This window comes from Rhodococcus sp. B7740 (assembly GCF_000954115.1).
GTDB lineage: Bacteria > Actinomycetota > Actinomycetes > Mycobacteriales > Mycobacteriaceae > Rhodococcoides.
Genome location: NZ_CP010797.1, coordinates 5,036,951 through 5,061,616, shown reverse-complemented (window position 1 = coordinate 5,061,616; position 24,666 = coordinate 5,036,951). Strand labels below are relative to the sequence as shown.

At 65.4% G+C, this 24,666-nt stretch carries 21 protein-coding genes; 12 read left to right on the top strand and 9 right to left on the bottom strand.

Features of this window, described 5'->3' with window-relative positions; genetic code table 11:
* The first annotated feature begins 1 nt into the window (after position 1).
* The 3 genes from NY08_RS23720 (at position 2) to NY08_RS23710 (ending at position 3,144) form a co-directional block, all read left to right on the top strand.
* Positions 2-1,174 carry a winged helix DNA-binding domain-containing protein gene (locus NY08_RS23720; protein ID WP_045199156.1) on the top strand — a complete coding sequence of 391 codons (1,173 nt, stop codon included), beginning with the start codon at positions 2-4 and terminating at the stop codon, positions 1,172-1,174.
* A 66-nt stretch (positions 1,175-1,240) separates the two neighbouring features.
* Entirely contained in the window at positions 1,241-2,143 is a 903-nt protein-coding gene (locus NY08_RS23715) for a glycosyltransferase (RefSeq protein WP_045199154.1), read from the top strand.
* A complete protein-coding gene (locus NY08_RS23710; protein WP_045199152.1) occupies positions 2,140-3,144 on the top strand; it encodes a polysaccharide pyruvyl transferase family protein in 1,005 nt (334 codons plus the stop codon). Before NY08_RS23715 ends, NY08_RS23710 begins: the two co-directional genes overlap by 4 nt.
* A gap of 28 nt (positions 3,145-3,172) precedes the next feature.
* Here the strand turns inward: NY08_RS23710 and NY08_RS23705 are convergent, their stop codons facing one another.
* From NY08_RS23705 to NY08_RS23685, 5 genes are all read right to left on the bottom strand, one after another.
* On the bottom strand, positions 3,173-3,790 hold the full coding sequence (locus tag NY08_RS23705; RefSeq protein ID WP_045199150.1) for a class I SAM-dependent methyltransferase: 618 nt from the start codon (positions 3,788-3,790) through the stop codon (positions 3,173-3,175).
* 264 nt (positions 3,791-4,054) lie between these two features.
* On the bottom strand, positions 4,055-4,408 hold the full coding sequence (locus NY08_RS23700) for a DUF1801 domain-containing protein (RefSeq protein WP_032394047.1): 354 nt from the start codon (positions 4,406-4,408) through the stop codon (positions 4,055-4,057).
* Positions 4,409-4,622: 214 nt separating this feature from the next.
* The gene (gene ychF, locus NY08_RS23695) at positions 4,623-5,702 is read right to left on the bottom strand and encodes a redox-regulated ATPase YchF (protein ID WP_032394046.1); all 1,080 of its coding nucleotides are present in this window, start codon (positions 5,700-5,702) and stop codon (positions 4,623-4,625) included.
* 12 nt (positions 5,703-5,714) lie between these two features.
* Positions 5,715-6,509: a TIGR03620 family F420-dependent LLM class oxidoreductase gene (locus NY08_RS23690; protein WP_045199144.1), complete on the bottom strand. Its 795-nt coding sequence runs from the start codon at positions 6,507-6,509 to the stop codon at positions 5,715-5,717.
* A 34-nt stretch (positions 6,510-6,543) separates the two neighbouring features.
* Positions 6,544-7,380 (bottom strand): helix-turn-helix domain-containing protein, encoded by an 837-nt coding sequence (locus NY08_RS23685; protein WP_032394217.1) that lies wholly within the window; start codon positions 7,378-7,380, stop codon positions 6,544-6,546.
* Positions 7,381-7,482: 102 nt separating this feature from the next.
* Between NY08_RS23685 and NY08_RS23680 the strand changes: the two genes are divergently transcribed.
* Positions 7,483-8,253, top strand: coding sequence for an SDR family NAD(P)-dependent oxidoreductase (locus NY08_RS23680; RefSeq protein ID WP_045199142.1), 771 nt, complete (start codon positions 7,483-7,485; stop codon positions 8,251-8,253).
* A gap of 19 nt (positions 8,254-8,272) precedes the next feature.
* Here the strand turns inward: NY08_RS23680 and eda are convergent, their stop codons facing one another.
* A complete protein-coding gene (eda, locus tag NY08_RS23675; protein ID WP_045199140.1) occupies positions 8,273-8,902 on the bottom strand; it encodes a bifunctional 4-hydroxy-2-oxoglutarate aldolase/2-dehydro-3-deoxy-phosphogluconate aldolase in 630 nt (209 codons plus the stop codon).
* A 32-nt stretch (positions 8,903-8,934) separates the two neighbouring features.
* Positions 8,935-10,758: a phosphogluconate dehydratase gene (gene edd / locus NY08_RS23670; RefSeq protein WP_045199138.1), complete on the bottom strand. Its 1,824-nt coding sequence runs from the start codon at positions 10,756-10,758 to the stop codon at positions 8,935-8,937.
* A gap of 133 nt (positions 10,759-10,891) precedes the next feature.
* Here edd and NY08_RS23665 point away from each other — a divergent pair, with 133 nt between their 5' ends.
* The 6 genes from NY08_RS23665 (at position 10,892) to NY08_RS23645 (ending at position 18,035) form a co-directional block, all read left to right on the top strand.
* On the top strand, positions 10,892-12,082 hold the full coding sequence (locus NY08_RS23665) for an ROK family protein (RefSeq protein WP_442970766.1): 1,191 nt from the start codon (positions 10,892-10,894) through the stop codon (positions 12,080-12,082).
* A 142-nt stretch (positions 12,083-12,224) separates the two neighbouring features.
* Positions 12,225-14,498 carry a carbon starvation CstA family protein gene (locus tag NY08_RS23660; RefSeq protein WP_045201055.1) on the top strand — a complete coding sequence of 758 codons (2,274 nt, stop codon included), beginning with the start codon at positions 12,225-12,227 and terminating at the stop codon, positions 14,496-14,498.
* Complete coding sequence (locus NY08_RS25710) at positions 14,499-14,669, top strand: YbdD/YjiX family protein (RefSeq protein ID WP_072692145.1); 171 nt, start codon at positions 14,499-14,501, stop codon at positions 14,667-14,669.
* A gap of 57 nt (positions 14,670-14,726) precedes the next feature.
* Positions 14,727-16,193 carry an AlkA N-terminal domain-containing protein gene (locus NY08_RS23655; RefSeq protein WP_045199134.1) on the top strand — a complete coding sequence of 489 codons (1,467 nt, stop codon included), beginning with the start codon at positions 14,727-14,729 and terminating at the stop codon, positions 16,191-16,193.
* Positions 16,190-16,687, top strand: coding sequence for a methylated-DNA--[protein]-cysteine S-methyltransferase (locus NY08_RS23650; protein WP_045199133.1), 498 nt, complete (start codon positions 16,190-16,192; stop codon positions 16,685-16,687). Before NY08_RS23655 ends, NY08_RS23650 begins: the two co-directional genes overlap by 4 nt.
* Before the next feature lie 106 nt (positions 16,688-16,793).
* The gene (locus tag NY08_RS23645) at positions 16,794-18,035 is read left to right on the top strand and encodes an AI-2E family transporter (RefSeq protein ID WP_045201053.1); all 1,242 of its coding nucleotides are present in this window, start codon (positions 16,794-16,796) and stop codon (positions 18,033-18,035) included.
* Here the strand turns inward: NY08_RS23645 and NY08_RS23640 are convergent.
* Positions 18,017-21,025 carry an AAA family ATPase gene (locus tag NY08_RS23640; protein WP_045199131.1) on the bottom strand — a complete coding sequence of 1,003 codons (3,009 nt, stop codon included), beginning with the start codon at positions 21,023-21,025 and terminating at the stop codon, positions 18,017-18,019. The two genes, NY08_RS23645 and NY08_RS23640, sit on opposite strands and share 19 nt — an antisense overlap.
* Positions 21,022-22,212, bottom strand: coding sequence for an exonuclease SbcCD subunit D (locus NY08_RS23635; RefSeq protein WP_045199129.1), 1,191 nt, complete (start codon positions 22,210-22,212; stop codon positions 21,022-21,024). The genes NY08_RS23640 and NY08_RS23635 overlap by 4 nt, the downstream gene beginning before the upstream one ends.
* A 123-nt stretch (positions 22,213-22,335) precedes the next feature.
* On the opposite strand from NY08_RS23635, the gene NY08_RS23630 reads away from it, so the two are divergent.
* Together NY08_RS23630 and NY08_RS25355 are read left to right on the top strand one after the other, a co-directional pair.
* On the top strand, positions 22,336-23,502 hold the full coding sequence (locus tag NY08_RS23630; protein WP_045199127.1) for a DNA recombination protein RmuC: 1,167 nt from the start codon (positions 22,336-22,338) through the stop codon (positions 23,500-23,502).
* Between the two features lie 20 nt (positions 23,503-23,522).
* Positions 23,523-24,638 (top strand): DUF6542 domain-containing protein, encoded by a 1,116-nt coding sequence (locus NY08_RS25355; protein WP_052683928.1) that lies wholly within the window; start codon positions 23,523-23,525, stop codon positions 24,636-24,638.
* Positions 24,639-24,666: the final 28 nt, after the last annotated feature.

Here is a 24,666-nt window from a genome sequence, read left to right as displayed (position 1 = left end):
CGTGAAGATCACCGACGCTCAGCGCCGACACCGGCTCGTCGCGCAGCACTTCGCCCGTGCATCGACCACCGAAGCTGTGGTGTCGTCACTCCTCGCGTTGCATGCCACCGATCCGGCGACGGTGTATCTGTCGGTGCTCGCCCGCGCTCGAACACTGGGACTCTCGGATGTTCGTGATGCGATGTACGAGCGCCGGAGCCTGGTGCGGTTGATGGCGATGCGGCGCACGATGTTCGTCGTCGCTCACGACGACGTTCCGATGATTCACGCTGCGGCGAGCCTGGGAGTTGCGCGCACCATGCGGGCACGCCTGATCAAGCAGGTCTCCACGTTGCCCACCGACCCCGTGATCGCCGATGTCGAATCATGGCTCGCCGCAACCGAAGCCGAGACCGAGTCGGCGTTGCGATCGATGGGGACCGCGACCGGAGCCGAGCTGTCCGCCGCCGTTCCCGGCCTCAAGACCGCGCTGCTGCCGACCACCGACAAGGTGTACGACGTCAAGCGGTACGTCACCTCGGAGGTACTGGTGATGATGGCCGCCGAGGGAAGGCTGGTGCGCGTCGAACCGCGGGGCGCGTGGACATCGCGACGCCACGCGTGGGCACCGATCGATCACTGGTGGCCGGACGGGATTCCCGATCTCGACGAGACCGAGGCACGTGCCGACCTTGCCCGACGTTGGCTCGAGGTGTTCGGCCCTGCGACCCTCGAAGATCTGCAGTGGTGGACGGGCTGGAACAAGACACAGACTCGTCAGGCGGTGTCCGGACTGAACGCCGTTGCGGTCGAACTGACCGAGGGCGACGGAATCATGTTGTCCAGCACTGTTTTCGATAAGCCTTCCGGCACGAGCGTCATGCTGCTACCTGCGCTCGATCCCACACCGATGGGGTGGAAGCACCGAGCCTGGTATCTGGGTGAGCACAAGGCCCCGCTGTTCGACACCTTCGGCAACATCGGCCCGACCATCTGGTCCGGTGGTCGTATCGTCGGCGGTTGGGCGGTCACCGGTTCCGGAGCAGTGGTGACGGAATTCCTGGAGGACGTCGGGGCTCCGGTGTCGAAAGCCGTTGCAGCCGAGGCAGAAAGAATAACCACCCTGCTCGACGGCACCCCGGTGGTCCCGTCCTTCCCGACGCCGCTGGAGAAGAAGTTGCGGGGAAAGAAGTAGCCGATATCTGCCGGGGCAGCGGGGCACGCGGCCGAACGGTGCACGAATTCGCGATAGGGTCGGACCGTGCCGATCAGTCTCGTTTCCATCGTCCTCCCCGTGTACAACGGGTTGCCCGATCTGGATGAGCAGCTCAAGGCCGTCGCCGCACAGGACTACACGGGCGACGTCGAGCTGATAGTCAGCGACAACGGCTCGACCGACGGCCTGCGCGCACACCTCGAGAATCTTTCTCTGCCTATGACGATCCGCATGGTCGACGCCTCCGCCAAGCGTGGAGTCTCGTACGCCAGAAACGTCGGCGTGAAAGCTGCGCGCGGTGACATAGTTGCCTTCGTCGACCACGACGACGTCGCTCATAAGACCTGGCTGACTGCTCTGGTACACGCACTCGACAGTTTCGACGCGGTGGGCGGCGCACTCGAAGTCGAATCCCTCAATTCCCCGGAGGTGGCGTCGTGGCGAACCGTCCCGCCGCCCGGCGCTCTGTTCCGCTCCGCCTACCTGCCGTACGCACCGGGGAGCAATTTCGCCATGTGGCGGAGGGTGTTCGAGAAGGTCGGAGACTTCGACGAAGACTTCGTCGGCGGTGCCGAGGACGTCGACTACTCGTGGAGAATTCAGCAGGCGGGATCGACACTCGGACATGCCGCGGATGCAGTGGTCGCCTACCGCGTCAGAACGACTGTCCGTCGATCGTTCGAGCAAGGTCGGGCGTACGGCCGGACGTCGTATCAACTGTCGACGAAGCACCGCGTATCGGGCTGCCCACACCCCTCGTCCTTGGTCAGGATTCCCGTACACGCGGTGTCGATACTTTATCTTGCGACAGTTCGTAATCCGTGGCTGCCGAAGATACTGAGACCGCTGCCGAGTGGTTTGTGGGCTCACTACATCGGGATTCACTACGGCGCTCTGCGAACACGAGTGACCTCGCTCGGCCGACGACAGAGACCGAGCGTCCGATGACGCACGAGACCGTCGATGAGCTACGCGAGGAGACTCTCGGCGTCCTGCGGCCTCACGCGGAACCGGGAGATCGTGTGGCGCACCTGGACTTTCCGAATCACTACAATGCCGGTGACTCGCTCATCCACGCCGGTGAGGTCGAGTACCTGAAGCGGTTGAACGTGCACGTCGACTACGTGTCCGATCCGTTCACCCACAACGATGCTCTACTCGAAGAACGAATCGGCGACGGGACCCTGTTCTTGCAAGGCGGGGGAAATTTCGGCGACCGGTGGCCGATCGACCAGAGGTTTCGTGAAGCAATCGTTGCGCGGTTTCCTCGCAACAAAATAGTGTGCCTCCCCCAGAGCATCGACTTTGCCGATGCCGAAGCCCTTACGAGGACCGCAGCCCTGTACGCGCAGCACCCGGATCTCACCCTCATGCTCCGTGAACAACGTTCGTACAAATTGGCGCTCGCGTATTTCCCGAGCAATCGCGTCGAATACTGTCCGGACATGGCTTTCGGTGCCGAGATCGCGCGCAGCACCGGAGGCTCTGCAGTGGATGTCGTGAAGCTCCTGCGCGCCGACTCGGAAAGCCTCGGTCATGCATCGGTGAACATCGACGCGTCATCCGTCCAATACGATTGGGGCCTGCACGGAACGGATCTGGCGATCTCGACGGCGGTGATGCTGCCGACTCTGATTGCGCAACGTTTCCCCAGAACGAATCGTCTGCTCTACCCCGCCCTTCTCCGCTCGTACGAGCAAACGGCGAAGCTCAACCTTCGTGTAGCCCAACGCATTCTGAACCTCGCACCCGTCGTCCTCACCGATCGACTGCACGCCGCGGTACTGGCGGCGATGATGGGCAAGCGTGTCGTGGCGATGGACAACGCGAACAGGAAGGTGTCCGGTATCTACGACGCCTACCTGCACCGCTTCGACAACGTCCACTTCGCGTCGACCACCGACGAGGCCGCCGAGTTGGTACGGCAGGCCGTGTCCGACTGTCGGTGAGAAACGCTGCTCGACCCCGCGCGGAGGTTCAGAAGGGGTAGCGCCCCTCGGCCCAGGCGCGGGCAGCCGGAGGTGTCACCGCATCGACCGGTTCGCCGTCGCGGAAGTACTGCGTGTGCAGAATCCGGCCCGCATCGACGGCTTCCTGCCATGCCTGAGTGGGACCTTCGCCGAACCAGAGCCACGGGGTGATGTCGTCCATGATCACGATCGAGTCCGCGGTGGCGAGTGGACGGAGATCGTCGAGGTCTGCGCGAGCACCTTCCACCGAATGGTCGCCGTCGATGAAGATGACGTCGAACCGTACGTCCGGATGTTCCTTCGCATAGGCCGCGATGGTGGTGTGCGAGTCGCCCCGGATCAGGGTGTGCCGGCCCGGAAAGTGTTCGTCGATATGTGCTTTCGCGGCGTCGCTGTAGGCATAGGCGGCCAGGTCGAAGGACACGACGGTCGTATCGGGCGATGCGTCGAGGAACGCCCAACTCGAGAAGCCGGCATTGAACCCGACCTCACAGATCAGCTTCGTACTCTCCCGTGTCGCAAGCGAAGACAAGTATGCCTGCTCCGCCTCATCGGCTCCACGCTCGAAAGGTTCCCCAGCAGTGGCCGTTCGGTGCACCAAGGCTTCGAGTTCCTGCAGACCCATTCACGTTCTCCTATCGTCCGATTCGAAGCGTAGTCAACATCATTGGGCGGCGCAGACGACGACGCCCACTCGCAGAACGTGCCGCATTGATCACCGATAGGCGTCCCTGCGATGAGCAATTGCTATCACTCGCACCACAACTCGGTTGTCGTAGATTTGGTGGACGAGGGGTCACGGATGAACTCACGTCGGGCAACGGCGACCGCCTCGGGTAGTCCTCCGAGCGCCGCCGTCCCGACCGGATCCGCGGTCGACCGAACAAGCTCAGTCGACGACCGAACGGACGATCTCGGCGATGCGCTGCGCCGTGCCCTCGTCCACGGTCTCGAAGAACCACGCCGCAGGCATCAACTCTCCGTCCGCGCCACCGGCAGCGCGGAACACCGCCTTCTCGGTGATGGCCAGATTCAGTCGATCGTCGTTGCGCAGCGTCACCAGCGCCGGTGTGCTCGCCGACTTCGCATAGGCGGGCATTCCGTACCAGATTCGCGGCTTCAAAGTGGGTGCCGCGGACACGATGATGTCGTGCACACGCTGCATGACCGAACGCCGCGGTTCGTCCATCTTCGAGATCTTCTCGATCACCTGAGCGAGGTTCTTTTCGTCCTTCGACGACATGTCATGTCCTTTCGCCAACCGATGTCGGGCATCGGCACAATGAAGGAGGCGCATTTCTGCGCCGCACCCCATCCGGACATGTCCTGAGCTGGTCAGGCCTCTCCTCGATGATTCACGTGGTTGCCACGTGGAAGCGCAGTCGGTGGCGCGTACCACCGCGGTAACAATATCTGACACTCGGCGGTAAAGCGCCGCCGATTCTGCAATTCGGCGACTAGACGTTGAAGCGGAACTCCACTACATCGCCGTCGGCCATGACGTAGTCCTTGCCTTCGATGCGTACCTTGCCTGCGGCCTTGGCCGAGGCCATGGAACCCGCGGCGATGAGGTCCTCGTAGGAGACGATTTCGGCCTTGATGAAGCCGCGCTCGAAGTCGGTGTGAATGACGCCCGCAGCCTGGGGTGCGGTGTCACCCCGATGAATTGTCCACGCGCGAGCCTCTTTCGGGCCAGCGGTCAGGTAGGTCTGCAGGCCGAGGGTGTGGAAGCCTGCACGTGCCAACGCATCGAGACCGGGCTCGGTCTGTCCGACGGATTCGAGCAGTTCGGCTGCCGATTCCTTGTCGAGTTCGAGCAACTCGGATTCGATCTTCGCGTCGAGGAACACCGCATCGGCGGGGGCAACGAGGCGAGCCAGTTCGCCGATCTTCGCATCGTCGGTGAGCACCGACTCGTCGGCGTTGAAGACGTACAGGAACGGCTTGGTGGTGAGCAGCTGGAATTCACCGAGCAGCTCGAAGTCCAGCTTCGCCTTGGCCGAGAACAGCGTCTTGCCGTCGTTCAGCACGGCCTGTGCTGCCAGCGCCGCGTCTAGAGCAGGCTTGCGATCCTTCTTGATCCGCACCTCTTTCTCGAGGCGCGGGATGGCCTTCTCGAGGGTCTGCAGATCGGCGATCGCGAGTTCGGTTTCGATGACCTCGATGTCTGCGGTCGGGTCGACGCGACCGTCGACGTGCACCACGTCGTCGTCGGCGAAGACACGAACGACCTGGCAGATGGCGTCGGCCTCACGAATGTTGGCGAGGAACTTGTTGCCCAGGCCTGCGCCCTCGGACGCACCCTTGACGATGCCTGCGATGTCGACGAACGACACCAGCGCGGGCACGAGCTTCTCCGAACCGAACACCTCGGCCAGCTTCTCGAGCCGGGGATCCGGCAGCGCGACCACTCCGACGTTGGGCTCGATGGTGGCGAACGGATAGTTCGCGGCCAGCACATCGTTGTTGGTCAGTGCATTGAAGAGGGTGGACTTGCCGACGTTGGGCAGTCCGACGATTCCGAGGGTGAGGCTCACGGTCTATGGAGTCTACTTTGACGACACCACCAGCTCGGACAGTGCCCGGCCAGCGTCGATACTGGAAGCGCCGAGGGGTGCAAGAACGACGTGATCCGCTCCCGCCTCGTGGTGCTCCGCCACCCGCGAAGCGATCGTCTCGATACTCCCCCACATCACCAGGCCGTCGATCAATCGGTCGCTGAGCTGGTCGACGTCGGCCTCGGCGAAGCCCATCGGCAGGAAGTTCTGCCGATAGCCGGGAACAGTGGCAAGAAAGCTCAGCGGCTGCCGAGCTGCAGCACGCGCCCGATCCGGGTCGGACTCGACCACGACGAACTGGTCGACCACCAACGTCGACCCACCGAGTGCACCGCGCGCCTGCGCCGTCCACTCCGGCGTCACCAGCAACGCGATTGCGCCGGCAGCGCGGTCCCGCGCCATCTCCAACTTCTTCGGACCGAGCGCCGCGAGCAGAAGGTGATCGGCGGGCACCTCGAGCTCGTCGAGGTACTTCCTCAACCCGGCCAAAGGCCGAGCACTCTGCGGCCCACCGAGGCCGACAACGAATCGACCGGTGCCCGAGAGCTCGTCGAACAGCTCACCGGTCTGTGCAGGTGAGTACACATCGACCGGCACGATCCCCGGAACGATGGTCGCCTTCTCGGTCGCGTGGACCAGATCGGCCAACCTGCCGAGCCGATCGAGCTGCCCGCCCGGCAACCAGACCGAGGTGAATCCGAGTGATTCCAACTCGCGTGCGTCGTCGAGGTACGACGGCGATACGTCGATGGAAATGCCGAGTCTGCCGAGACCGAGTGTGTCCATGCAGGCGACGCTAAAACCTCGAGTTATCTCGAGGTCAAGTGCGGATCGCCGAACTCGGGTCCCAACTCGCCAAGATCGGCAGAATCTCGGCAGTGCTCGACCCGTCCTCGACCGTGTAGACGATGAGACTCTGATCCGGCTCGCTGGGCGAGGTCAGAAACTCGATACCGAATTCGAGGGTTCCCGCCGCCGGATGCTGGATGATCTTGGTTGCGCGCTCGAATTCGCGAACCTCGTGATCGCTCCACCACTGCTCGAAACATGGCTCTGCGGAACGTAATTCGGCGATCAAGGCGATGAGCGCGCGATCCCCCGGTCGACGAGCGAGGTCACGGCGCAACCCCGCGACCGATGCTGCCGCGAACTGCGACCAATTGACGATTCGCTCGCGGGCGATGGGGTTGCGAAACAGATAGTGGAACAACGACTGGTCAGCGGACGGTTGCAGACTCAATACCGATCGGACCAGCGAGTTGCTGGCCAGGACGGCCCCGCTGCGCCCGAGCAGGATCACCGGCACATGGTCGAGCGCCTTCATGACCTGGAGCAGACCTGGATTCGGTACCTGCGCAGCATCCTCGGTGGGCGTCGCCGGGGACGCGAGATCGAGTAGATGCGCGGACTCGACATCGTCGAGCTTCAACGCACCGGCGATTGCCAGCAGCACCTCGTTCGACACGTTGGCCTGCCGACCCTGTTCGAGTTTGCTGTAGTAATCCGGACTCACTCCGGCCAGAGCCGCCAGCTCTTCGCGCCGCAGCCCCGGCACCCGTCGGGCACCGGGATACGTACGAATCCCGGCCTCGATCGGGGTCATGCGGTCACGCCGATCACGCAGAAACGCGCTGAGGGCGGACCTGTCTTTGTTCACGAATCCCACAGTAGCGACATGGGCGATCGGCAACCTGGTCATGACAGACCTAGGCAGAACGACGCCTGGTTGCCTGCCTCGACCGACCGTAGACATGGCGTCATGACTTCTTCCACTCCTCCGCAGCTCCTCGGACGCACAGCCGTCGTCACCGGATCGACCAGTGGGATCGGTGCTGCCATCGCGCTGACCCTCGCCGCCCAGGGGGCATCGGTGGTCGTCAGCGGCCGCGACGCCGAGCGCGGCAAGGCCCTGGCGCACAGCATTTCCGAGACAGGCGGCACTGCGGCCTTCGTCGACGTCGATCTCTCGGGCAGCTACCAGGAGCTCCGCGGATTCGCGGCCCGCGCCACCGACGCTCTCGGCGGCCGTGTCGACATTCTCGTCAACAACGCCGGCATCTATCCGGCCACCGCCACCGCAGACCTGCCCGACGACCAGCTCGACGCGATGCTCGCCGTCAACGTCCGGGCTCCGCACGTACTCGTCGGCGCGCTGGCCCCGGCCATGGCCGAGCGCGGCAGTGGTGTCATCGTGAACATCGGATCGTGGATGGCCACGATGGGGAGCCCGTTCGCCGCGATGTACTCCGCTACCAAGGCCGCCGACGAGCAACTCACTCGCAGTTGGGCTGCCGAGTTCGGCCCACGCGGCGTGCGGGTCAACGCCCTCGCACCCGGCGCGACGCTCACGCCGGGCAACGAGGACGCGCGAGAGGTGTTGGACGCGATGACGGCCGGAACTCCCGCGGGCACAGTGCTCGAGCCGCAGGATATCGCCGACGGCGTTCTGTTTCTGGTATCGGACAAAGCCGCGATGATCCACGGCACAACGCTGTACGTCGACGGCGGTATCTCGGTCACCCGCGGATGAACACGCGCACCGCGGACCGCTACTGGGAGGCGATCTTCAGCGTCGAGGTGGCCTCGGCCAACCGAGTGACGGCGTCCCAATCCTCCTGCGCGACGGCCGAAGCCGGAGTGAGCCACGATCCGCCCACACAGCCGACGTTCGGCAGCGCCAGGTAGCTCGATGCATTGGAGGTCGAGATGCCACCCGTCGGGCAGAAGCGTGCGGCCGGGATCGGCGAGTGGATCGACTTCAAGAAATTCGCGCCACCGGATGCTTCGGCCGGGAAGAACTTGAGCTCGGTGTAACCGGCCTCGAGCAGAGTGAGCACCTCGGACACCGTTGCGGCACCGGGCAAGTGGGGTAGTCCGGTGTCTCGCATGGCCTTCGTCAGGGAAGGCGTACAGCCGGGCGAGACCAGGAACTGTGCGCCCGCGTCGGCGGCCTGCTTGGCCTGGCCGGGAGTGATGATCGTGCCGGCACCGATGAGGATGTCGGGAACCTCGGCGGCGATGCGCTCGATGGCATCGAGCGCCACCGGTGTCCGCAGAGTCAACTCGATGACGGGCACTCCGCCCGCCACCAGAGCGCGAGCGATCGGAACGGCATGGTCGAGATCGTCGATGACGACGACGGGAATGACGGGTACACGGTCGAGCAAGGATGCAGTCACGGTCTTACTTTCTCTCGAATCGGGTTCTCGGGTCAACGCATCACGAACATCGCACCCTCGTCTGCCGGACCGACGAGAGCACGCATCCCGGAGAACAGGTCACGGCCGGTGCTCGACCACTCGTCTGCGTCCAACACTCGACCGGTGACCGGTCGGGCTTCGAACTCGTCGAGCGGAACGTCGATCGACAATGTGCCACCGAGAGAATCCACGGTGATCACGTCACCGTCGAGGATCTTCGCTATCGGTCCACCGCTCGCCGCCTCGGGTGTGAGATGAATTGCCGCAGGCACTTTTCCGGAAGCTCCGGACATCCGGCCGTCGGTGATCAGCGCGACGGACCGGCCGCGGTCCTGCAGGATACCCAACGCGGGGGTGAGCTTGTGGAGTTCTGGCATGCCGTTGGCCTGCGGTCCCTGGTACCGCAGCACCGCAACGAAATCGGTGTCGAGCAATCCTGCATCGAACGCTGCCAGGAAGTCGGCTTGGTCGTCGAACACCCGAGCCGGACCGCTGACCACACGATGTTCCGGTGCCACCGCAGAGGTCTTGATGACGCTTTTGCCGATCGGACCGGTCAACATCTTCAGCCCTCCGTCGGCACTGAACGGCTCGGTTGCACCGCGTAAGACGGTGGCGTCATGACTGATTCGAGTTCCGTCCTGCCACATCACTCCGTCGCCGTCGAGCTTCGGTTCCTGTGTGTAGCGTCGCAGGCCCTGCCCAGCAACGGTTTTCACGTCCTCGTGCATCAACCCGGCGTCGAGCAGAGATCCGATGACGAATCCGAGGCCGCCTGCTGCGTGGAAGTGATTGACGTCGGCCTTGCCGTTCGGGTAAATCCTGGCCATCAGCGGCACGACGGCCGACAGATCGGACAGGTCCTGCCAGGTCAGCGTGATGCCGGCGGCCTTGGCGATGGCGACGAGGTGCATCGTGTGATTGGTCGAACCACCGGTGGCGAGCAACGCGACGCAGCCGTTGACGATCGACTTGACGTCCACGACCTCACCCACCGGCGTGTAGTTGTCACCGAGCGACGTCAGGCCGGTGACGACGTGCGCGGCCTCGCGGGTCAATGCGTCGCGCATCGCAGTTCCGGGGTTGACGAACGACGATCCCGGCAGATGCAGACCCATGACCTCCATCAGCAGCTGATTGGAATTGGCCGTTCCGAAGAAGGTGCAGGTACCACTGCCGTGATACGACGCGGCCTCGGCGTCGAGCAGAGCCTCACGGCCCACCTTGCCCTCGGCGTAGAGCTGACGCGCTTTTGCCTTCTCCCCGTTGGGAAGTCCGGACGTCATCGGACCGGCGGGCACGAACACCGCGGGAAGATGGCCGAAACTCAGTGCACCGATGAGCATTCCGGGGACGATCTTGTCGCACACCCCGAGCATCAGGGTGGCGTCGAACATGTCGTGGGACAACGCAATTGCCGTCGACATTGCGATGATGTCTCGGCTGAAGAGCGAGAGCTGCATGCCGTCGCGGCCCTGGGTGATGCCGTCGCACATGGCGGGGACTCCCCCGGCGAACTGCGCGATGCCGCCGGCATCGATGACGGACTTCTTCAGCACGGCGGGGTAGTTCTCGAACGGCTTGTGCGCCGAGAGCATGTCGTTGTACGCCGAGACGATGGCGATGTTGGGCTTGACCATGCCGCGCAATGCTTGTTTGTCGGCCTTGCCGGAGGCGGCGAAACCGTGGGCGATGTTGGCGCAGGCGAGGCGGCCACGGGCGGGGCCTCGATCTCCTGCGGCGTCGATTCGAGCGAGGTAGGCGGCGCGAGCGGACTGGCTACGGTCTGCGATGCGGTCGGTGACCTGCCGCAGGACCGGATGAAGTGTGTCCATGAGTATCTCCGATGTTCGGTCTCTCATCACTCACCTTAAGGCCGCTTAGGTCGATCGACAACCCAACTTATGCTTTTCGAAGTTATAAGTGGCACTTCTTGGGTTGTTGCCGTAGAAGTTGCCAGTTGGTTGAATGGCTTCTATGTCGATGCCGCGCCTGAGCGCTCCACCTGCGACGGCAGGCGAGGTTTTCGCTCTGGTCCGCGATGGAGAAGCTGGTACCCGGGCCGAGCTCGGCCGGATCACCGGACTGTCACGGTCTGCCGTCGCGTCCCGCGTCGCCGCGCTCACCGGCCTCGGCCTGGTCATCGAAACCGAGGACACGCACTCGACCGGCGGCAGGCCTCCGGCGAGACTGTCGTTCGACATCGACGCCGGAGTCGTGCTCGCCGCCGCGATCGGACGCAGCCGCTCCCAGCTGGGCGTCTTCACCCTCGGCGGCGAGTTGCTCGCGAGCGACACCGTCGACCAGGAGATCGGCGTCGGCCCGGACGAACTGATGCCGCAGATCACCAAGCGACTGCAGGCACTGCTCGACGAATCGCACCGAACCGGCCACCGCATCCTCGGGGTCGGGCTGTCCATCCCCGGCACCGCCGACACCGACCGAGGGTGCAGCCTGGACTCGCCGATCATGCACGGCTGGGACGGGGTGCCGCTCGCCCCGTTCTTCGCCGATACGACGTCGGCTCCGGTGTTTCTCGACAACGACGCCAACGCGATGGTCCTCGCCGAACGTCGCGACAACAGAGATCGCTTCCAGAACGCCCTGTTGGTCAAGGCCTCGACGGGTCTCGGAGCCGGGATCGTGGCAGGCGGCGCGCTGCAACGCGGATCACTCGGGGCTGCAGGCGAATTCGGCCACACCAAGACCGCAGCTGCAGCAGGTGTCGCCTGCCGATGCGGCGACAGCGGCTGCCTCGAAGCCATCGCAGGCGGCTGGGCACTGGTGCGCGCACTCAACGAACAGGGCCGCGAAGTCGGCCACGTCCGCGGCGTCGTCGACCTCGCAGTGAGCGGCGACCCCGAGGCACGCAGACTCATCCGCGACAGCGGTCGCCACATCGGCGAAACCCTGGCCGGGGCCGTGAACCTGCTCAACCCCGAGGTACTCATCATCGGCGGCGACATGGCGAACGCCTACGACATCTTCGTCGCCGGGCTGCGTGAAACCGTCTACGGCAACGCCACCGCACTGGCCACCAAGGCCCTCACCATTCAGGCCACCACCCATGGCGACCTTTCCGGAGTCATCGGTAGCGCCGCGCTGGTGCTGGATCAGGTGCTCAGCGCCAGAGCCGTCGACGACGCCCTCGGCGGCTGATCGGCACGCGCCGTCGGCACGGTTGCCGCTCGTCGCACTCCAGCGACCGCCGGGCGCACGGCGATGCGTCGATTCGAGGACGTGCGCCCGCAGCGGACATAGGGTGATCGCTGTCACACCTGCGAGCCTGGAGACCCCACACATGTCATTGAAAGCGGCCGACGAACCACACGTCGAATTGCTGAAGACAGATCCCGATCTGCCGCCCGTCGGCGTCGTCGAGTCACATCCGATGACCCCGATCAAGCGCCTCATGCTCGTCGCCATCGGCCTTCTCGGCGGTGTTGCGTGGACGATCATCGCGATCGTCCGCGGAGAGAATCCCAACGCCGTCTGGTTCGTCATCGCCGCGGTGTGTACCTACATCTTCGCCTTTCGCTTCTACGCCAGGCTGATCGAACGCAAGATCGTCTTCCCACGCGACGACCGCGCCACCCCCGCCGAGATTCTGGAGAACGGCAAGGACTACATGCCGACGGACCGTCGGGTGCTGTTCGGCCACCACTTCGCCGCGATCGCCGGAGCAGGCCCGCTCGTCGGACCCGTCCTCGCCGCTCAGATGGGTTACCTCCCGGGCACCATGTGGATCATCATCGGCGTCGTGTTCGCCGGTGCCGTACAGGATTTCCTGGTGCTGTGGATCTCGACGCGACGCCACGGCCGCAGCCTCGGCCAGATGGCCCGCGACGAACTCGGAGTAGTGGGCGGCACCGCCGCCCTGGTCGCGGTGTTCGTCATCATGATCATCCTCATCGCGGTGCTCGCCCTGGTCGTCGTCAACGCACTCGCCGAAAGCCCGTGGGGTGTCTTCTCCATCGCGCTGACCATTCCGATCGCACTGTTCATGGGTGTCTACCTACGCTTCCTGCGGCCGGGCAACGTCACCGAGGTCTCGCTCATCGGCGTCGTCCTGTTGCTGCTCGCCATCGTGGCCGGCGGTTGGGTTGCCGAAACCGATTGGGGCACCGACTGGTTCACCCTCTCCAAGGTGACCGTCGCCTGGCTGCTGATCGGCTACGGTCTGCTCGCCTGCATCCTGCCGGTATGGCTGCTGCTCGCCCCGCGCGACTACCTGTCGACGTTCATGAAGGTCGGCACCATCGCCCTACTGGCCGTCGGCATCCTCATCGCGCGTCCCGAGATCCAGATGCCCGCGATGACCAGCTTCGCCACCGAGGGCAACGGGCCGGCATTCCCAGGGTCCCTGTTCCCGTTCCTGTTCATCACCATCGCCTGCGGCGCACTGTCCGGCTTCCACGCTCTGATCTCCTCCGGCACCACGCCGAAGCTGCTGGAGAAGGAAAAGCAGATGCGCATGATCGGCTACGGAGGCATGCTCACCGAGTCGTTCGTCGCCATCATGGCGCTCATCACCGCCTGCGTTCTCGATCAGCACATCTACTTCGCATTGAACGCACCGGCGACATTGACCGGCGGCACTCCGGAGACTGCGGCAACATACGTCAACGGACTGGGGCTGAGCGGCGGAGACATCTCGCCTGCCGAATTGAGCCAGGCGGCAGCCGATGTGGGCGAGGAATCGATCATCTCCCGCACCGGCGGCGCACCGACACTCGCGTTCGGCATGTCCGAGGTGCTGCACCAGGTGTTCGGCGGCGAATCGCTCAAGTCGTTCTGGTACCACTTCGCGATCATGTTCGAGGCACTGTTCATCCTCACCACGGTCGATGCCGGCACCCGCGTCGCACGCTTCATGCTCTCCGACAGCATCGGCAACCTGCCCGGCGCATCGGCCAAGAAGTTCAAGGATCCGTCGTGGCGTCCTGGTGCCTGGATCTGCTCGCTGATCGTCGTCGCAGCCTGGGGCGCAATCCTTCTCATGGGTGTCACCGATCCACTGGGCGGAATCAACACCCTGTTCCCGCTGTTCGGTATCGCGAACCAACTGCTGGCCGCCATCGCACTGACGGTGGTACTCGTCATCGTGGTCAAGCGTGGCCTCTACAAGTGGGCCTGGATCCCCGGAGTTCCACTCGCCTGGGACCTCATCGTCACCATGACGGCGTCGTACCAGAAGATCTTCTCCTCCATCCCGGCCATCGGCTACTGGACGCAGCACTCGCAGTTCCGCGACGCCAAGGCGCAGGGCCTGAGCGAGTTCGGTAGCGCCAAGACACCCGAGGCCATCGACGCCGTCATCCGCAACACCTTCATTCAGGGCACGCTGTCGATCATCTTCGCGGCACTCGTCCTGGTGGTCGTGTTCGCCGGAGTGTGGGTCTGCATCAAGGCCGTTCGGGGAGACAACCTGCCCGACAACGAGGAGCCCGAGGTGCCGTCGAAGATCTTCGGTCCCACCGGTTTCGTCCTCACCCCGGCCGAGAAGAAGATCCAGGCCGAATGGGACGAGCTGATCGACGCGGGCACCGTCCGTCGCCCCGGATCGGCGCACTAGATGCGCGGGCTGTGGTGGTGGATCACCTCGGTGATGGGCGACCACGATTACGACCGATACGTCGCCCATCTGGCCCGCCACCACCCCGGTCAGGAACCGCCGACCGTGCGGCAGTACTGGAAGGATCGGCACGCGGAGGCGGACCGAAACCCGGGGGCACGCTGCTGCTGACACGGTGATGTCCGATTTCCGCTAGCACCGACGCGTCCGCGCTGACACAGTAGGTGCATGAGCAGCGAACGGCAGGTGCAAGAACTGGACTTCGATCGGTGTTATCGCGCGGTCTCCTCGCGTGACGCACGGTTCGACGGCCAGTTCTTCACCGCCGTGTCCACCACCGGCATCTACTGCCGACCCTCCTGCCCGGCCCGCACACCCAAGCCCGGCAACGTCTCGTTCATGGCCACCGCAGCGGCGGCGCAACAATCCGGCTACCGAGCCTGCCGCCGCTGCCAGCCCGACGCCACCCCCGGTTCCCCACGCTGGAACATCCACTCGGACCTCAGTTCTCGTGCCATGCGACTGATCTCCGACGGAGCCGTCGAACGTGGTGGCGTCGACGGCCTCGCCAGCACCCTCGGTTACTCGACCCGTCAGTTGACGCGCGTGCTGACGGCCGAAGTCGGTGCAGGACCGCTGGCATTGGCCCGCGCGCACCGCGCCCACACCGCCCGCACCCTGATTCAGACCACCGACATGTCGATGGCCGACGTCGCCTTCGCGGCCGGCTTCTCCAGCGTTCGGCAATTCAACGACACCATCAAAGAAGTCTTCGCCGTCGATCCGTCGACACTGCGCAGAGAAGCACACCGCACGGCCGTTGCGACCGCGGGTGGAACGGTCACCCTGCGCTTGCCGTACCGCCCGCCGCTGGATCGCGGCTGGATCGAGTGGTTCCTGCGGGGCCACGTGGTCGAGGGCATCGAATCCTTCTCCGAGGATGGCGAATACGTGCGGTCGCTGCGCCTGCCGCATGCCGCCGGGCTCGTGGCGTTGCGGGTGATGGACGGATTCGTCAGCGCCGCAGTGACATTGCAGGACATGCGCGATCTTGCCCCGGCCGTCGCTCGGATTCGCCACCTGCTCGATCTCGACGCCGATCCACTCGCCGTCGACGACGCCCTGCGCACGGATCCGCAGCTGGCACCGAGCGTCGACGCCCACCCGGGCATCCGCGCCCTCGGAGTGGTCGACGGCGCAGAGATGTTGCTGCGCACCGTGATCGGACAACAGATCTCGCTCAAGGCTGCGGCCACCCACACCGCCCGGCTCGTCGATGCTCTCGGTGCGCCACTCGATCTCGGCAACGGAACCGTCACCAGGTTGTTTCCCGAGCCAGCCGTGATCGCCGAACGTGGCCACGAAGTTCTCACCGGACCTGCCGCCCGGGTGCAGACCGTCATCCGCGTCGCCGACGCCATCGCGTCGGGAACCGTCGTGCTGCATCCCGCGCGAGAAGGGCCGGAACTGGAGCGAGAGCTGCTCGCGCTCAAAGGAATCGGACCCTGGACCGCCCGGTACGTCGTGATGCGGCTACTCGGCGATCCCGATGTTCTGCTCGATACCGATCTCGTCGTCCGCCAAGGTGCTCAGGCACTCGACATCTCGTTGGACAACTCTGCCCGCTGGGCTCCGTGGCGTTCTTACGTCTCGATGCACCTGTGGATCACCGCACTGGAAAGAAGACAGCCATGACTGCCACCGCCGCCACCCAGGACACTCCGATCGGGCCGTTCAGCACCATCGTCGACGACGATCAGCGCGTCCTCGCCTCCGGGTGGACCGCCGATGTCGAAGAACTCCGCGTCCTGATCCACCCGACGATGCGACCCGACACCGTGCGCAGGGTGGCCGATCTCGGTGACGTGACGCGCGCCGTGGAGAACTATCACCGCGGTGAGCTGACCGTCATCGACTCCGTTGCCGTCGCGCAACGATCAGGCGAATTTCTCATGCACGCCTGGGGAGTACTGCGCACCGTCGAGCCCGGCGCACCGGTGACCTACTCCGAGTTCGCCGAACTGTCCGGAAGACCGGCAGCGATTCGCGGTGCTGCGTCGGCGTGCGCGCGCAATGCCGCCGCGCTGTTCGTGCCGTGCCACCGGGTGGTTCGAATCGGCGGGGCGCTCGGCGGTTTCCGGTGGGGGCTGCCGGTGAAGAAGTGGTTGTTGGCACACGAGGCTGCCTGAGCACGTCTCGTCGACGGGTCGTCCGATGGCGGTGACATACAGGCTGAGTACGCCGGACGTTATGGTTCTTCACGAACCGCCACCCGCCGAATGTGAGGACCCCACAGTGACCGAATCGGCAGTTCCCGGTAAGACGTCGAAGTCCGAGACGTCCGGCAATGATCGCGGTGACCTCATCGGGGTCGGCGGTGTGTGGTTGGCCAAATGGTCGCTGATCCTCATTTCCATCGCAGCCGGGGCGTGGGTGTTGGGCTGGCTGATCGGGCACCTCTGGGTGATTCTGCTGCCGGTCCTGCTCGCCGTGATCGTCGCGACGGTGCTGTGGCCGCCGGCCAAGCTGATGATGCGTCTGGGATTTCCTCCCGCTCTGGCCGCATCGGTGTCGCTCGTGGTGTTCTTCGTCGTCATCGGCGGCATCATCACTCTGATCGTTCCGTCGGTCGCCGAGCAGGCACCGGAGTTGGTCGACCAGGCATCGGGCGGTATCGCCCAGGTTCAGGACTGGTTGAAGGGTCCACCGCTGAACATCGGCGACGACCAGATCGACTCGGCCGTATCGGCCATCGTTGCGCGGCTGCAGGACAGCGGCGAGGTCATCGCCACCGGCGTGTTCACCGGCGTATCCGCTGCGGGCTCACTGTTGGTGACCCTGGCGCTGGTGTTGGTACTGACGTTCTTCTTCGTCAAGGACGGGCCGAAGTTCCTGCCGTGGTTGCACGGATTCTCCGGTGGCCGCGCCGGACGCCATCTGGGCGAGGTGCTCTCACGGATGTGGGCGACTCTCGGCGGGTTCATCCGAACTCAGGCCATCGTCAGTTTCATCGACGCCTTCTTCATCGGTCTGGGACTGGTAATTCTCGGTGTTCCGCTGGCGCTGGTGCTGGCGACCCTGACGTTCATCGGTGGCTTCATCCCGATCGTCGGTGCGTTCGTGGCGGGCGCTCTCGCCGTTCTGGTGGCCCTGGTTGCGAACGGGCTGACCACTGCACTGATCGTGCTCGCCATCATCGTCGCGGTACAGCAGCTGGAAGGCAATGTGCTGCAACCGATCCTGCAGAGTCGCAGCATGAACCTGCACCCGGCGATAGTGCTGCTGGCCGTGACCGGCGGTAGCTCACTGTTCGGCATCATCGGCGCATTCCTCGCCGTCCCGGCTGCCGCGGTGGCTGCCGTGCTGATCAGGTACCTGTCCGAGCAGATCGACGCCCGCTCGAACGAACCGGACCAGGACGAACTCGAGGACGAAATTCCGCCGCCCGAGGGGTTGACCGAGGAGCAGGCCGGTCTGGACGACGAGGACGAGTCGAAGTCCGACAAACCTGCGTCAGGTCAGGACGCGACGACCTGAAGTGTCGATCCGGTGCGCTCCCGCTTGACGTAGAGGCGGCTGGGAATGCGTTGACGCATCTCGTCGACATGGCTGACCACGCCGACGACGCGTCCGCCCGCACGTAGTTCGTCGAGAACCGACATCACTGATTCGAGGGTGTCGGCGTCGAGCGTGCCGAATCCTTCGTCGATGAACATCGTGTCGAGGACGACACCTCCGGATTCGGCGGCCACCACATCGGCCAGGCCCAAGGCGAGCGAGAGCGACGCGAGGAACGCCTCACCGCCCGACAGTGTTTTCGCCGAGCGCACGACGCCGGTGTAGTCGTCCCTGATGTCCAGTCCGAGACCGCCCCGTTTGCCACGGACGCCAGCCTCGTCGGAGTGCACGAATTCGTAACGCCCCGAGGACATTCGACGCAGCCTCGCGGATGCGGACTCGGCGACGTCCTCGAGTCGGGACGCGAGGACGTACGAGCGCAACGACATCTTGCGAGCATTCTGCCCCCGGCCTGCCACGACGTCCGCCAGGTTCGCCAGTTCGTCGAACTCGGCGCGTTGTGGCGCGATGGCCTGGGCGGCGGTGAACAGTTCGGTGATCAGTCGTTCCAGATCGTCTGCGCGCCTTCGGCATTCGGCCACTTCGGCAGCAGCGGCCCTGACCTTCTCGTCCAGCTCGGAACACGCATGTGCCAGCGGTTCCAGATCCACCGGCGGCCGGCCGGCCACGTCCACGATGGCGGGCTCGCGCAACACGTGCTCGGCATGTGCGCGCGCCTCCTCGGCGGTGCGCAGTTCGGTCTCGATCTGCTCGACGCGGTCCGCGGCCAGTACTGCCCCGGCTGCCGCGTCGACGGACTCGAAGCTCGAAGCCTGCACTCGCCGGTCCAGTTCGGCTGTGAGCTCATCGGCCCGCGCGGTGGCGTCGAGCCAGGCGATACGCGCCTCCTGAATTCGCCGGGCACCGTCGATCAAGGCTTCCCGCTCCGCGATTCGGTCCACCAGCGACGCACCCTCGTTCACTTCCTCGGCGACCGACGCTCGCATCTGCGTCAGCGATTCCTCGGTGGCCGAGATGCGTTCGTCGACGGCACTGCGCGAGGCGACGAGGTCGTGGAGCCTGACCGTCAGCGCGTCCGACTCGCTCCGCAGCCGATGCAGTTCCGCGGTTGCGGGTTCGACATCGGCCGCACGCGCACGAGCGTCCTGCACTGCGGTGGTCGCGGCATCGAGAATCCGGGTCAGTTCCGCAGCGGACTCCCCGCCGGTGCGATGGTGCAGCAGGTCCACGCCGCGTTGCGCTTCTGCGACGACCGCGACCGCTTGTTCGAGCGCAGCAGCAGCCTTGCGTTCCGCGGCGGCGGCCTTGTCTTCCTGCGCCTTGGTCACCGTCGACGTCGACGCGGCAGCGGGATGCGGGTGCACCTCCGATCCGCACACGACGCACGGCTTTCCCGCCTCCAGACGAGCCGCCAGCTCGGCCGCCATCCCGTCGATGCGTCGCTCACGGAGATCGAGTAGGTGCGCCCAGGCCGTGTTGTGCGCTGCTCTGGCGCTGTCGCGGGCCCGCTCCGCCTCGGCCAGAGTCGCGCGTGTGCGCACCAGGTCGAGGGCGGACTCGGCTGCCGCGCGGGCACGATCGCATCGCTCCTCGAGACCCGGCAACTCTGCCTCCGCCGAGGATGCTCGTGCCAGCCGAGATTCGACCGCTCCGATCTTCTCGGGCATCGACGCCTGCGACTGCACGGTGCGTTCGATCGCCGCTGCGGTGGTGCGTTGCTGCGCACGACAGTCGGCGAGGGTGCCGTCGAGTCGGTCGGCTTCTCGGGCCAGACCGAGCAGCGACTGTAACCGCGCGACATCGGTGGTCCAGTCACGCACGAACTGTGCGACGACCGTGCGCTCGGCCGACGGATCCGCCGGTGCCGGTGGCCAGTGCAGTGCAGCGTGGAAGCGTCGGCCCTCCGCCGTCGACGGGAGGGCATGCTCCGCCGCCGCGAGTGCGGACGTTGCGGCGTCGGTCGCCAGTCGTGCGAGACGGAGGTCTGCAGCAGTGTCCGCGATCGGCCCGGCGGCCGCGGAATCGGCGAGCTCGATTCTGCGCGCTGCTCGCACCGTCTCGCCCTCCCGATACTGCACGAGTTGCCCCTCGGCGAGTGCGCGTCGACGCTGCAGATCTACAACGGCGGTGGCCTTCGTCAGCGCTACCGACGCACGCCGAGCTGCCGCGTCGATCAGCACCGCTCGACCTTGCGCGAGGGTCCGATTCTGCCGGGCTTCGTCGAGGACGTCGGCCGCCCATTCGAGGGGGTCCGGCTGTTCGCCGTCCTCGCCTGCGGGCTCGGGCACACCCGATGCCTGCGACACCCGGCCGAGCATGATGTCGATGGCGTGGTGAGCGTCGGCGAGTTCGGCGGCGAGCTCCCGGCGGCGCTGCGCGAACCACTCCTCGACATCACCGAATCTGCCTGTGTCGAAGAGTCTTTCGAGCAGGTTCCCGCGTTCGTCGCTGTCGGCTCGAAGGAACCGCGCGAACTCACCCTGCGGCAGCAGCACCACCTGAAAGAACTGGTCGGCACTCATCCCGAGCAGCGCGTTGACGGCGTCACCGATCTCGCTGAGCCGGGTGAGGTTCTGCCCGCGGCCGTCGAGCCAGGTGAGACTGGCCTTGGCGTGTTGCTTGGTGGTACCCGTACTTCGCAGCTTGGGCCGCAGGAATTCCGGACTGCGCACAATTCTGATCCGACGCCCACCGAGGGTCGCTTCCAACGTGACCTGTGGCACCGCACCCTTGGCCGCGTGATCGGACAGCAGACGCTTGCCCTCGCGACGAGCTCCGGGCACCGTTCCGTACAGCGCGAACGCCACGGCGTCGAGAACCGTCGTCTTGCCGGCTCCGGTGTGACCGTGCAACAGAAACAGCCCGTCGGCCCCCAGCGCATCGAAGTCCACCGTCTCCGTGCCCGCGAAGGGGCCGAAGGCGGTGATCTCGAGTGAATGCAGCCTCATGCAGCACCGCGGTCGGCCGTGGTGGCCGACCCGCGGGTGGCCTCGGTCTCCCGTTGCACGGAGGCCAGAGCGCGGGACAGGAGCGCGGACTCCGCGGCCGTCGGCACGCTGCGCATGTCCGTCACGAAGGAGGTGGCGATGTCGAGATCGCTGCGGCCGCGCACACGGTCGCGGTAGCGAAGCTCGCCGGATCCCTCCGGCCGACGCCATTCCAGGTGGATCGCGTGCGGGAAACGCTGCTGCAACAAGCGCATTGCGTCGACCGGTCGAACCTCGTCGGTGAGCACGGCGGAGACGTAGTGATCCTCGAACTCGCAATACGCTGCGTCCGTGGTCAATTCCTCGAGCGTTCCTTCGATGCGGGCGAGGCCGCGGACCACCGGCAGATCCACTCGCTCGACAGTGCCGAGCCCGTCGGCATCGAGATCGACGATCCATACCGCCTTGTGGTGCGACCGCTCGCCGAACGAATAGGGCAGCGGCGAACCGGAGTACCGCACCCGGTCGGTGAGGGTCTGGGGCGAATGCAGATGTCCGAGCGCCACGTAGTCGACTCCGTCGAACGCCGACGCAGGCGCGGTCTCGATACCGCCGGAGGAGATCGACCGCTCCGATCCGGTCGCTTCGCCGCCGACGATGAAAGCGTGGGCGAGCACGACCGAGCGAACGCGTTGCCCTGCCTCGCTTCTCGCCGCGAGGTCACCGCGCACCCGATCCATCGCGGCACCGAGAACGTCGGCATGAGTACGCGCAGTGGGAACGTCGAGTTCGAGGCGAGTGGTTTCGGGCTCGAGATACGGAATGCCGTAGAACGCAACGCACCCGTGCTCGTCGTCGATGACGACCGGGGTCGCGACATCGCCCACCCGCGTCATCAGATGCAGCCCTCCTGCCGACGCGAAGGCCGCGCCTGCGCCCAGTCGCGCGGGTGAATCGTGATTTCCCGACGTCGCGACGATCACGGCACCGGCCGCACGGATGGCCTCCAGTCCGCGGTTGCAGACCAGGACGGCATCGGCACTGGGAACAGCGCGGTCGTAGATGTCGCCCGGCACCACCACCACATCGATCGATTGTGCCGCAACCAGTTCCGCGATGGACCTCAGCACAGCGCCCTGATCGGCCAACAGGTCGACACCGTGAAAGGTGCGACCGATGTGCCAGTCCGAGGTGTGCAGAATTCTCATGCGTTCGACGCTATCGGCAAGCACCGACAAACTATTCGAGGCTCGTCGGCCTGTCGGACGTGAGCTGCGGTCCACAGCCATCGAGAACCGAAGTTGTCGGTACCGTCCTGCATCATCTGCCCCATGAACATTCTCACCGCGTTCGGACTGCTCGTCGCACTCGGTATCGGCGCGGTCGTCGGCTGGTTGTTGCACGCCTCCCGGATGGGCGATCGCGCCGTACGAGCCGAGGCTCAACTGGCCGCGCTGCGCGAGCACGAGGGCATCCTTCGGCAGTCGCTGAGTGCGGTCAACGAGGACTCGGCTCGACGCAATTCGACCGTGATCGGCCAACAGGTCTCGCACCTGGTCGAGCCGTTGCACGACGCCGTCGATGCGCTCTCCGAGCACGTCCGGCAGGTCGAGCACAATCGCATCCGGGCGTACGCGGGACTGTCGGAGCAGGTCACCGGTATGCACCGTGCATCGATGCATCTGTCCACCCAGACCGGTCAGCTGGTCACCGCCCTGCGCGCACCGCAGATCCGGGGCCGGTGGGGCGAGATCCAGCTCGAGCGCGTCGTCGAGCTGGCAGGCATGCTCAAGCACTGCGATTTCCACACTCAGGTCAGCAAGGACGGCATCAGACCCGACATGATCGTTCGTCTCGCCGGCGGACGCCAGATCGTCGTCGACGCCAAGGTGCCGTTCGCGGCGTATCTCGACGCCGCCCAGGACGAGGATCCCGGCGCCCGGGAGAAGAATCTGCGACGCCACGCCAAGCAACTGCGAACCCACATCGACCAGTTGGCCGACAAGGCGTACTGGCAGGCGTTCGAGCCGACGCCGGAGTTCGTCGTACTGTTCGTTCCCGGCGACCCGTTTCTCGACGCGGCCCTGACATCGGACACCGGTCTGCTCGAGTACGCCTTCGGCCGGAACGTGATCCTGGCCACCCCGACCACCCTGGTCGCGCTGCTGCGCACCGTCGCCTACACGTGGAAGCAGGAGTCACTGGCCGAGGACGCCGCACGCATCCAGCAGTTGGGGCGTGAGCTGTACACGCGGATCGGTGTCGTCTCGACGCACCTGGACAAGCTCGGTGCCCACCTCGGCAAGGCCGTCGAGTCCTTCAACTCCACCGTCGGGTCGGTCGACACCCGGGTGAGCGTGACGGCGAGAAAGCTGCACGAGCTCGAACTGTTCGACGCCGAGCCGGTGGACATCGCCCGAGTCGACGAGCGTCCCAAACTGTCCGATTCGTCCCGCTACCGGCACGACTTCGGTCATGTCAGCGATGCAGTCGGCTGAACAACGGCTAACCTCGGGGGGTGTCTACCTCCCAACGTGCCCGCTCCGGGGTACCGCTGGATCACCGATCCATCCTCGCGACCCTGCCCGGCGTTCCCGCATGGGGTGCCGTCGCGATCGCCGCGGGACTGACTTTTCTCGGATTTCTGATCGATGCCGCACGCGGTACCGAGCTGACCGGTGCGTTCGCGTTCATGTACATCCTCGGCTGCATCGCCGGCGTCCTTCTGGTCCGCTTCCGCGGACTGTTCACGGCGATGGTGCAAGCCCCACTGATCCTGTTCGTGGCCGTGCCGCTGTCGTACCAGTACTTCACCGACAACGCAGGCACCAGCCTCAAGGACATCATCCTCAACGTTGCCATTCCGCTGGTCAACCGGTTTCCGCTGATGCTGCTCGGCACCGTGGTCGCCGTCGGACTCGGAGTCCTGCGCATCGTGCTCAAACGCCAGAACACGCATGCCCCCACCCTTCGACGAAGCCAGAAGACCGAGGGCACTGTTCGACGCAGCCGCAAGCCCGGCGACGACAAGGCGACCAGAGCCCAGCGCCGGGCACAGGACGAGCGCCCGGAACGGTCCCGCAGGCGCGCAGCTGCAGCCGATCGCAGCACCGACTCCGCGGCCGAGGCCACCGACATCGTGCCCGGGCCGTACGTCGGTCGCAGAAACACCGATTCCCGCCCGCGACCCGACACCGAACCTCGCTCGAGTTCGAGCCCACGACGATCGGCCGCGTCGGCACCACAGACTCGATACGCCGCCACCGACTCACCTCGGCAGGACTACAAGCCCGAATACCAGAAGCCCGAGTACCCGCGAACGCAGTATCCGCAGGGACAGTCCCGTGAGGCACAGCGACCGCAACCGTCCGAGCCTCGTTTCTCGGCAGAGCCCCGGTATTCGACCGAACCTCGTCGGGAGCGCTCGGCCCGGGTTCACGCTCCTCGCGAGGTTGCCGATCCGTACAGCACCGGAGCCAGGCCCGTCGTTACTCCTCGGACGAACGGTTCCGCGGCACCCGGTTCGCCCGCAGAGGACGGCCAGGGCAATCACGCTCTACCCACCCCGCACCGGGACGACATTCCCCCGCATCCGGTGCCGCGGGTTCGCTACCGCGACCGCCACAGCGACTAGCCCGAACACGAAGAAACGCCCCGTATCG

Bases quoted from the DNA above. Each gene is read 5' to 3' on its own strand.
- NY08_RS25710 (WP_072692145.1), top strand. From the start codon at position 14,499: ATGCGCGGGCTGTGGTGGTGGATCACCTCGGTGATGGGCGACCACGAT.
- NY08_RS23640 (WP_045199131.1), bottom strand. From the start codon at position 21,025: ATGAGGCTGCATTCACTCGAGATCACCGCCTTCGGCCCCTTCGCGGGC.
- NY08_RS23635 (WP_045199129.1), bottom strand. From the start codon at position 22,212: ATGAGAATTCTGCACACCTCGGACTGGCACATCGGTCGCACCTTTCAC.
- NY08_RS23630 (WP_045199127.1), top strand. From the start codon at position 22,336: ATGAACATTCTCACCGCGTTCGGACTGCTCGTCGCACTCGGTATCGGC.
- NY08_RS23705 (WP_045199150.1), bottom strand. From the start codon at position 3,790: ATGGGTCTGCAGGAACTCGAAGCCTTGGTGCACCGAACGGCCACTGCT.
- NY08_RS23650 (WP_045199133.1), top strand. From the start codon at position 16,190: ATGACTGCCACCGCCGCCACCCAGGACACTCCGATCGGGCCGTTCAGC.
- NY08_RS23710 (WP_045199152.1), top strand. From the start codon at position 2,140: ATGACGCACGAGACCGTCGATGAGCTACGCGAGGAGACTCTCGGCGTC.
- NY08_RS23680 (WP_045199142.1), top strand. From the start codon at position 7,483: ATGACTTCTTCCACTCCTCCGCAGCTCCTCGGACGCACAGCCGTCGTC.
- NY08_RS23665 (WP_442970766.1), top strand. From the start codon at position 10,892: ATGGCTTCTATGTCGATGCCGCGCCTGAGCGCTCCACCTGCGACGGCA.
- NY08_RS23660 (WP_045201055.1), top strand. From the start codon at position 12,225: ATGTCATTGAAAGCGGCCGACGAACCACACGTCGAATTGCTGAAGACA.
- edd (WP_045199138.1), bottom strand. From the start codon at position 10,758: ATGGACACACTTCATCCGGTCCTGCGGCAGGTCACCGACCGCATCGCA.
- NY08_RS23655 (WP_045199134.1), top strand. From the start codon at position 14,727: ATGAGCAGCGAACGGCAGGTGCAAGAACTGGACTTCGATCGGTGTTAT.
- NY08_RS23700 (WP_032394047.1), bottom strand. From the start codon at position 4,408: ATGTCGTCGAAGGACGAAAAGAACCTCGCTCAGGTGATCGAGAAGATC.
- NY08_RS23690 (WP_045199144.1), bottom strand. From the start codon at position 6,509: ATGGACACACTCGGTCTCGGCAGACTCGGCATTTCCATCGACGTATCG.